Origin of the sequence: Aliagarivorans marinus DSM 23064, from assembly GCF_000429485.1 — a bacterium.
Taxonomy (GTDB): domain Bacteria; phylum Pseudomonadota; class Gammaproteobacteria; order Enterobacterales; family Celerinatantimonadaceae; genus Aliagarivorans; species Aliagarivorans marinus.
This window is the reverse complement of sequence record NZ_KE386908.1, coordinates 458,559-467,979: the sequence shown is the minus strand read 5'-3', so window position 1 is coordinate 467,979 and position 9,421 is coordinate 458,559. Positions and strand designations below refer to the sequence as shown.

Sequence of the window (9,421 nt, the reverse complement as noted above, 5' to 3'; positions counted from 1 at the left end):
CTTTGGCGGAACCTTTACAATCAAGTGTACGTGGTCACTTTGGACGCTGAGCTCGACGACCTCACATCCCAACTGAGCACAGTAAACTTGAATACACCGATAGACTTCTTTCCCTACATTATTTCTCAATATCCTAAATCGGTACTTGGGCGTCCAAACTATGTGATATTGACACCGCCAAAATACGTGTGATGCTTGCTTGTATCTGCTCATGTTATTTGTCCTTTTGACTTCGCTAAAAATCAAAGGCGCATTTAGCATGAGCGGGTCTTCAGGCAAAGCCTCACCGGATGATAACCACCTACTGAAGTAGGTGGTTTAGGGCCGAAAATAAAAAGCCCGCATAGCAACTATGCGGGCTTTACTAGGAGCGATTAAATCAGCTTATTGAGCGAGGCTTACCACCAAGCTTCGAACTGAGCACCAACGGTAGTTGCGTTGGTCTTGCCGATTTTAGATGGGCCATCACAAACCCAGTTTTCATCACAAGAGTTCCAATCAGTGGTGGTTGCTTTGGCCACATCTTGAGACGCGTAGGTCACGAAGAAGCGCAGAACTGGGCGATCCCAGAAGCCACTGTTGATATGGATGTTTTGAGACAGAGTCACTTTATAACCATCGTTGGTTTGAGAGCCGCCATCAATAGTTTTGAACTTCGCTGACTCATAGCCAGTTTCCAGCTCAGTAGTGAAGCGCTCATTCCAGGTGTAGCTGTTACGCAGCACTACGGCATTCCAGTGCTTCTTATCTACGTCGCCGTAGTTGTAGCCACGGGCACCAGTACGGAAACGCGCTTCGTCATCAAACATTGACGTCTCGTGAGACCATACATAGTGGATGCGGTAGTTATCAGTTACGTTGTAAACACCTTCCCAGAAACCACCAATCTGATGCTCAGGCATGATCAGGTAAGTCGCGGTGATAGAGTGTGAAGCATTGTTGCTGTAGCGCAGGAAGATGTTGTTCCAGTTGTTCCAGTCACCCAGACGCAGTTGGGTAGCTAGCTGGTATGCGCTATCAGTGTTTTCTTTGGTCACATCACTCTTAGAGTTAGGGCCAATATGGGCACCGTAGTTAGCGAACAGGTCTAGTGCAGCGCCATCGGTAATGTGAATACCTTTAATCGCAGATTGGAATGCAGTCAGATCGCCCAAAACAGCATTTTGGTCATCGTTTGAGCTACCATCGTACAGGTTGCGAGTTACGCTCAGTTCCAGATCAGCGAAGCCGATATCAACGGTCTCGATACCGAAACCGTAGCCATCGTTTTGCAGTGGCAGGGTATCGTTGATGTTTGTGCTTACACGGCCGTAGTAGCGCTTACCAACCCAGATGGTTGCATCAGGGTTAGACTTAAACACGCCAGTCGCTTGGGTGTAGATTTCATCCAGATCCAGAGTAGCACCGTCAGAAACAACGTTTGCTTTGAAGCCCCACGTCATTCCGTTAGTTTCTGCGAAACCGTAGCCCATGTACATCTCAAGCCAGTTCGCTTCGTTACCCAGGCGGCCACCAGAGTGGTCGTAGTGAGTACCGTCTAGGCGGAAGATGTTGAAGCCGTTGTTTGCCCAGTCATACGCGGCAGTATTCAGAATGTCGCTGTTCGAGAAACCAGCACCTGCTACGGCATAACCTTTGAAACTTGCACCCTCAGGAATTGCGGCCTGTGCAGACATCGCAATCAGAAGGCTAGACGCCACTGCTGAGATCTTAAAATAGTTGCTTTTCATTATTGTTCCTTTCGTCCGTTCCGGGACCTACATCCCTTTTAGATTTCCAGTAAGTAGTACGTTCTTCCTAAAAACTAATTAACCAATTACCCATTGGCTGAAGAAATGGTATCGAAAGGCCAACCAAAATAAAGTGATAGATCTAACATATTTGATCAGCAATCAACCAATAATGGATTTTGGTCTAATATGTTGAGCCAGCAAAAATGAGATCAATATCTCATAAACATCACAACCAAAGCATATGGACGACTTAACACCTTGGTTTTACACGACTAAAGCTAATGACAATAAGCTTTTTTGCTTATTTCACAAGCATTTATGTCACGCAATATTGATTTACCAATTATCAGGTAAATAGGAGAGCGAGAGGTTTACCACGACGTCGTAGAAATGGTTTTGCGGGCGATGTTGAACACCAGACTAATTAGCTTACGTAGTACTGGCTAGAAGATAATATAAGGGTCGACCATTGACTAGCCGACCCGAAAAGATAGTTTTCAAAACGTGCGCTAAGTTAAGCCAGGGTGAAACGCCCGACTAACTCATCAACCGATTGATTGGCTCTGGCCAGCTCTTTCATATTGGAAACAGACTGCCGGCTATTTACTTTTAGGTCTTCCACCATGCCATTGATCTCTTCAATACGTTGGTGGATTTCGCTGGTCACGGTGCGCTGCTCGGTGGCGGCGGAGGCAATTTCCTGGTTACGGGCCACGATCTCGTTAACCGCATTGAGCACCAAGTCCAGAGACTCATGCACTTTCATGGTTTGGTCAGAAGTGGCCAAGCAACTTAATCGGGTTGCTTCCAGCTCTTGCTTAACCGCCTGACTGCCCTGCTGCAGATTGGTTAGCATGTTCTCAATATCAGAGGTGCTTTGCTGGGTACGGGCAGCCAATAGCCGAACTTCATCGGCGACCACCGCAAATCCTCGGCCCTGCTCACCGGCACGCGCGGCCTCAATGGCCGCGTTGAGTGCCAGCAGGTTAGTTTGCTCAGCAATGCCTCCGATCACATCGAGGACCGTGGAAATCTTTTCTACGTCGGCATTCATCGAGTTGGCGGATTTCACCATCTGCTCGAACTCCGAGCTCAGTGCGTTCACCGAGGTGACCGACTCTTCAACCACTTGCTTACTGGCGTCGGCGCTGGTCAGCGCTTCTTGAGCAAGCGCTGAGGCCTCTTCGCTCGATTGGGCCACGCTATCGGCGGCCTGCGCCATCTGACCGACAGCGGTAACCACCTGGATAATCTCTTCGTTGTGGCGCAGCATCATTGATTCGTTGGCGTCGGTTTTATCTTGCAGTTCGCCGACTTGATGGGTGGTTTGCTCACTGGAGCTACGCAGGTTCAGCAAAATCGATTGCAGGTTGCTAACAAAGCTGTTTACCCCTGACGAGATCTTGCCGATATCGTCATTGTTGGTGACATTCAGTCGACGGGTCAGATCGGCCTCGCCGGATGACAGCGCATCAATCACCCCGCGCAAGGCAGAGATCGGCCGATAGGTCAGGTTGATGGCAATCACAGCAACAGCGACAAACAGCGCCGCGGCCAGAAGCATTAGCAGGGTGATGCGCTGGTTTAGGTCAGCACTTTTTTGGGCAATGTATTGATTGTCGATATAGCCGGTGACCTTCCACTCGCGGTCGTGGATCGAGATACTCTGCTCCAGGCTAGTCACATCGTCCACGTCCACAAGGTTGGAGAACACCACCTCGCCGTTATTATCGATAACTTGGATGTAGCTGCCTTCAACGTCTTTGTTCTCAAGACCTTGCAAGATCCTCGACAAGTCGAGAATAAAGATGTCGGTACCGCCACTGGAGTCCAGTGAGCTTTGGGAAATCGACATCAGCGGTATGCCGCTGTCGTAAAACACATTACTAAGATTAATCTCACGTTGGGCGATTTCATCTAGCTGTAAATAATGCTGCTCGGTGGTCTCATCAAGTTTGGTGAACGTGGGCGGCTGCCCTTCAACAAACTCGACCTCAGGATCGGGGGTGAACAAGGAGCCAAACATCACTTTGGATACGCGATAAAACCCAGTCGCGTGTTGAATATGGGCAAGATTAGAGAGATTGAGGTTAACGCTCTCGGCGATGCGGATCCCTGATGCCACCTCGGACTCAACCCGCTCCGAGATCAGCTCAACTTGAGTTGTCAGATGCTCAAGATAGGTCTGCTCGATGCTATCGCTGATTATTCTCTTTGTAACCAGAAAGGATGACAGGAGGGAGGCGAGTAATACTGCAACTACGACCAAGATGATCTTCAACTTAAACGAGGCTTTTTGCATATTCAAAACTCTAATTCTTGCTGGGGTTCTAACCAAGAAAACCCTGCCACACAGGTTTGGTGCGGATGTTTCCTTGTGACGCTATAAATCACACATATCTATTGTTAATTACCGATTGTCGGGGACGTCCTTTAAGTCCCATTGCCTCAGCGCTGCACGCTAAGTAGTGACCGAATCCGTACCAGACAAGCACAATGTGTTTGCCTGGTACGTGGCTAAGCTATCAGCTTTTCAACAGCTAATTAGTTCAGTTCTTTTTCTACAAGCTTGTCCCAACGGGCCAAGATAGCGTTGTAGTCTTGATCTGGGTCCAGCATGAACGAGGTGATGTCATGCGGCATTTCGGCACCCAAATCTGCTGGGATAGAACCCACCGGGAAGGTCACAACTTGACCAGCAGTACGTGCATCTTCGTATGGCGCAGCCAGCGAAGGTACACCAGAAGTACCGCCTTGCAAGGTGGTGATCGAGGTGTCAGCGGTCAAGTACTCTTTCAAGTTCTCATCGGTCATCCAGAAGTCGATCCATTTCTTAGCCGCTTCAACTTGGCCAGAATCTTTTGGAATCGCCCAACCCGGACCGTTGTAATCCATCACCACTGGCTTGCTGCCATTGATTACTGGGAATGGGTGCAGTGAGAAGTTCTCAGGCAGTTGGTCATTGCTAAATGGCGTGATGTTCCACATACCCTGAGGCAGCATCGCAACACGGCCAGATTGGAAGGTAGTCAGAGCAACAGACCATGGGTCAGTACCGGCAGACACCATTGGATCGAAGCAGTCTGCGTTGATCATCGCACGGAAGCCTTCGAAGGCATTCTTCATCGCTTGGTCGTCAGCAAATTTCTTCTCACCGCTTACGAAATCATCGATACGGGTTGGGTTTGGCGTATCAGAATCAGCCAGCGCCATCGCCAAGAAGTAAACATAAGGAGTCCAACCACCGTTGTTCGCGGCCATTAGCAAAGGCTGAATTCCTTTGTCGTTAAACGCCTTACAAGCGCCTACTAGCTCATCAATGGTGTTTGGATAGCTCTCAACGCCGGCCTGTCTGAACAGGTCATCGTTTACGTACACACCCATACCAGACACTTGCAGCATTGAATAGTAGATGTCGTCACCCAGACCTAAAAAGCGCTTCAGGTGAGGTTGCACACGCTCAACATAAGCTTGGTCATTTAGAGGCATCAACTGGCCATTACCGCCCCAGTGCAAAATAAACTCGGCATCAACCATTACAACATCAGGTGGATTGCCAGCTTGCATACGCGCTGGAATACTGGTCACCATGTCGTTACGAGCCATGTAGTTTAATTTAACTTTGATATCTGGGTATTTCTCTTCGAAACGCTCGATAATCAGAGGAAAGTTAGCGACTTCTGCACCGGCTCCCTTCCAGCTGGATACTTCCAGCTCTGTCGCAGCTTGAGTAGATAAGCTGAACATACAAGTAGCTAATAATGAGCCAGCTACAGCATTCTTAAGTTCCATATCGTTGCTTCCTTATGTCGTTATATTTTCTGCATTAGTTTATTCACTAACACAATGTTGCTAAAGCATTACATTAACGGTCGTTCATTCGTCCACTTGCATTCTTACATAAAACACAGGTAAACGCTTTCAGCGCAGATCACAAAATAAAAAAATATGATCAAATAAACGCCACATGGAAAAAGATTCAAATATCACAACCTCTCTCCAAAACTTAATAAATCATAAAAAATGCCAGGTGAATAAATAACATTCTACCTGGCATATATCCAATTACTTCACCGCACCTGCGGTCATACCATTCACAATCTGTTTAGACAGTGCGAAGAACACAACCAACAGTGGCAAGGACGCCAGTACCGCAGCTGGGAACAACTTGGTTGGGTCTACCGAGTAGGTGCCCAAGAAACGCAGTACCGCAGGCATAATGGTAAGCTTCTCATTGGTGGTAATGAACAACAGCGGGTTAACTACGTCGTTCCATACACCCAAGGTGATGAAGATAGCCAGCGTACCGGTGATTGGCTTAAGCATTGGGAAGATGACATACCAGTAGATCTTCAGTGGGCTTGCGCCATCCAGGGTAGCCGCCTCTTCCAACTCTTTTGGAATCGCCTTCATAAAGCTTGTGTAGAAGAATACACCCAAAGGCAAGTGTCCAACTGTATATACGATAACCAGTGCCGCATAGGTATCCAGCAAGCCCAAATCACGAATAAACAGATATAAAGGCGTTAATGCTGCAAACGGTGGAATAACCATACCCAGCAGGAAGAAAACATAAACTAATGATGAAACCTTGCTGCGCAATCTAGCTAGTGGGTAAGCAGCTAGTGAAGACAGAATCGACACCAAAATAATAGTTACAACTGTTACACCTACGGTATTCATTACGGTACCAAGGTAGTTCATATCGGCAATTACATTCAGGTAATTACTAAAATGAAACTTAGTTGGCAACGCTAACGGCTCCATCATAATTTCCCGACGACTACGGAAAGACATGAACACCATATAAATCACTGGAGATAGCAATATTAGGGTCACAGCGCTCATTAAGAAAATCATTGAGCCTTGTTTAATATTCCGCATACAAAAGATGCTGGCTAATTTGCTATTCGAGGATGAGTCCACGCTTTCCACCTTGCTTTTAATAGTAATACCATCCATTAGATCTTATCCTCTCTCGAACGTAGGTAGCTGTTTTGAGCAACCGTGATAAGGGCAACCAGTAGAATCATCACTACCGATAGCGCAGCAGCAGAACCATACTTAAATTCACTAAAGATCAACTGGAAGATTCTCAAACCTAGGGTCATCGTTGCGTAGTCAGGTCCACCCGCGGTCATAATGAATGGGAATTCGAAAGACTTCAGGGTACCGATGGTTGCCAAGGTAATGTTTACCGTGATGGCCGGCGCCAACAATGGAATATCGATGTAGAAGAAGGATTTGATAGGAGACACGCCGTCTACGCGAGCTGCATCCTTCACCTCAGAAGAGATACCTGAGTAGCCAGCCAGGAAGATAGCGGTGGAGTAACCAACAAACATCCACACGTGCACAGCCGCTACCGAGAACAGCGCGATGCTTGAGTCACCCAGCCATACCCGCTGCCAGCTGCCTAAGCCCAAAGATACCAACAACTCGTTTAAGCCACCGCCCATTGGTGCGTACAGGAACTGCCATACGTAGCCGGCGATAACCAGTGATAGCATTGAAGGAACCAGCAAGGCGGTACGGATTGCGTCGCGTACTGCGGGGATGCTGTTTAGGATGGCTGCAAAGATAAGTCCCAGGCCGTTTTGGAAGATGACAACGGTGATGCCATAAACCAAGGTGTTCTTGAGAACTTGCAGATAACGTTGGTCTTGGAAAATCTCTTTGTAATTGTCCATTCCAACGAAAGTGGCTTCACCCACGCCTGCATATTCGGTTAAGGATAGCGAGATCCCTTTCATTACCGGAAACATAGTAAAGGCTATGTATAGAAACAATGCGGGGAGAAGGAATAATAACCTTTTGTCGACTTTCAAAACTATGACCTCAATTTACATCAATCAATATTACACAGCCGCTATTCTGGCTACGTGGTTAATCAACTTTGTTTAGCGCTTGGCTAGACATCTGTACTGCTATTTGAACTGTTGGCTAAGGCCGAAGAGAGAGGTGGATTGTTGCAGCAATGTGCATGCGCCCTCTTTTGTTTCGCCTCTGCTACTAGCAGTACTCGACGTCCCTTGAGCCCGCGCTGAGATCTGAGCCCAGCACCTTAGTTCCATAACTACCTTCCTTTGATTTGCCCTAAGTCCAGTAATAGCGCCTGTCCCGGGCCAGCTACTTGGCCAAAAAAAAGTATTGGCCTACCAAATCATGGGGCTAGACTAGCAATTGGTTGACAAGTTTAATGTGACCCAGCTCAAATTCGGAGGCATCGTATGTAGTAACTAAGTCTCCAACCCTATAACTATGAGTTGGTTCACAATATGGACGCTAAATCCACAAACCTGTTAACCAATGGTCTTTTTTAGGGTAATTTGGTTGACAACTAGGTAAGAGTTCATCTTTAGGACTAAATAATGGCAGGAATAAAACTATCTAATGTAGAGAAGCGGTTTGGCAAAGTCCAAACTATTCATGGAGTAGACTTAGATATCGAGCACGGAGAGTTCGTTGTTTTCGTTGGCCCATCGGGCTGCGGTAAATCAACGCTGTTGCGCCTAATTGCAGGTCTGGAAACAATCTCTGGCGGTGATATCCATATCGATGACAAGCGTGTTAACGACGTCGAGCCGGCCGATCGTGGCATCTCAATGGTGTTCCAGTCTTACGCCCTCTACCCCCACATGACCGTGGAAGAGAACATGGGCTTTGGCTTGAAGATGAACGGCATGTCTAAGAGCGAAGTTAAGAAGAACGTTGAGTTGGCAGCCAAAACGCTGCAGCTTGAAGCCCTTCTTAAGCGGCGTCCAAAAGAGCTATCAGGTGGTCAACGTCAGCGTGTAGCCATTGGCCGCGCCATTGTACGTAACCCTAAAGCCTTCTTGTTCGATGAGCCGCTATCAAACCTTGATGCCGAGCTGCGGGTTGAGATGCGCTTGCAAATCGCCAAGCTGCACCAAGAAATCGACACCACCATGATCTACGTAACCCACGATCAGGTAGAGGCGATGACCCTTGCCGACAAGATTGTGGTACTGCGTGACGGCCGTGTTGAGCAAGTGGGTACCCCGCTGGATCTGTACAACAAGCCTGCCAATATGTTCGTAGCCGGCTTTATCGGCTCGCCGAAGATGAACTTCGTTGATGCCAAAGTGGTAGACATCGCTGAAGGTAAGATCCACGTACGACTAGACGACCAGCAAGTGATTGAACTTGCCGTAGCCGCCGAGCACAACCTAAGCATCGATGCCGCTGTGAAAGTGGGTGTTCGTCCAGAACATATCTCGGTCGACCAGCAAGACGGCGACATCAAGATTCAGTTCGAGAGCGAAGTGGTTGAACGCTTGGGTAACAGCACGTACTTATTCGGCCGCTTTGCCGAGCAAGACAACTTTATTGTGCACCACCCAGGCGATAAAGAAGTGACCGCCTACCAGAAGCTGGATCTGTACTTCTCGCCAGCTAGCTGTCACGTGTTCGATGAAAGCGGATTCTGCGTAAGCAACGTGTAGTCGCTCATCAGCCGCTAACCTGCGCGCTCAGCTCCTGCCGCAACATACTGCCTCAGGAGCTAGCGCCGCATTTGGGTATCCCTTTGCCACTCCCTCCCCCGACTCACTGACCCCAGCTAAGATCACGCTACGTTCTCCCCCGTTTGTATCAGCATGTCAGCCAATCCACTATTTAGTGCTCCAAGTATCACTCTGCTTGTTCAAGGTTCGCACAACACTTGC

Annotated in this window: 7 protein-coding genes; 1 reads left to right on the top strand and 6 read right to left on the bottom strand. The window is 48.1% G+C overall.

The features are described 5' to 3' along the window. The 6 genes from tnpA to G461_RS0119625 all read right to left on the bottom strand — a co-directional run. The coding region (tnpA, locus tag G461_RS25990; protein WP_157360324.1) for an IS200/IS605 family transposase at window positions 1-213 on the bottom strand (213 nt) is incomplete at its 3' end. A 185-nt stretch (window positions 214-398) separates the two neighbouring features. After that, window positions 399-1,730 carry a carbohydrate porin gene (locus G461_RS0119645; protein WP_026973119.1) on the bottom strand — a complete coding sequence of 444 codons (1,332 nt, stop codon included), beginning with the start codon at window positions 1,728-1,730 and terminating at the stop codon, window positions 399-401. A gap of 517 nt (window positions 1,731-2,247) precedes the next feature. After that, window positions 2,248-4,035: a methyl-accepting chemotaxis protein gene (locus tag G461_RS24935; RefSeq protein ID WP_026973118.1), complete on the bottom strand. Its 1,788-nt coding sequence runs from the start codon at window positions 4,033-4,035 to the stop codon at window positions 2,248-2,250. Window positions 4,036-4,277: 242 nt separating this feature from the next. Continuing rightward, on the bottom strand, window positions 4,278-5,525 hold the full coding sequence (locus G461_RS0119635) for an ABC transporter substrate-binding protein (protein ID WP_026973117.1): 1,248 nt from the start codon (window positions 5,523-5,525) through the stop codon (window positions 4,278-4,280). A 273-nt stretch (window positions 5,526-5,798) separates the two neighbouring features. Continuing rightward, on the bottom strand, window positions 5,799-6,485 hold the full coding sequence (locus tag G461_RS0119630; protein ID WP_211236298.1) for a carbohydrate ABC transporter permease: 687 nt from the start codon (window positions 6,483-6,485) through the stop codon (window positions 5,799-5,801). 209 nt (window positions 6,486-6,694) lie between these two features. Then, on the bottom strand, window positions 6,695-7,498 hold the full coding sequence (locus G461_RS0119625; RefSeq protein WP_211234239.1) for a carbohydrate ABC transporter permease: 804 nt from the start codon (window positions 7,496-7,498) through the stop codon (window positions 6,695-6,697). Between the two features lie 606 nt (window positions 7,499-8,104). Here G461_RS0119625 and G461_RS0119620 point away from each other — a divergent pair. After that, window positions 8,105-9,199, top strand: coding sequence for an ABC transporter ATP-binding protein (locus G461_RS0119620; protein WP_026960092.1), 1,095 nt, complete (start codon window positions 8,105-8,107; stop codon window positions 9,197-9,199). Window positions 9,200-9,421 lie beyond the last annotated feature (222 nt).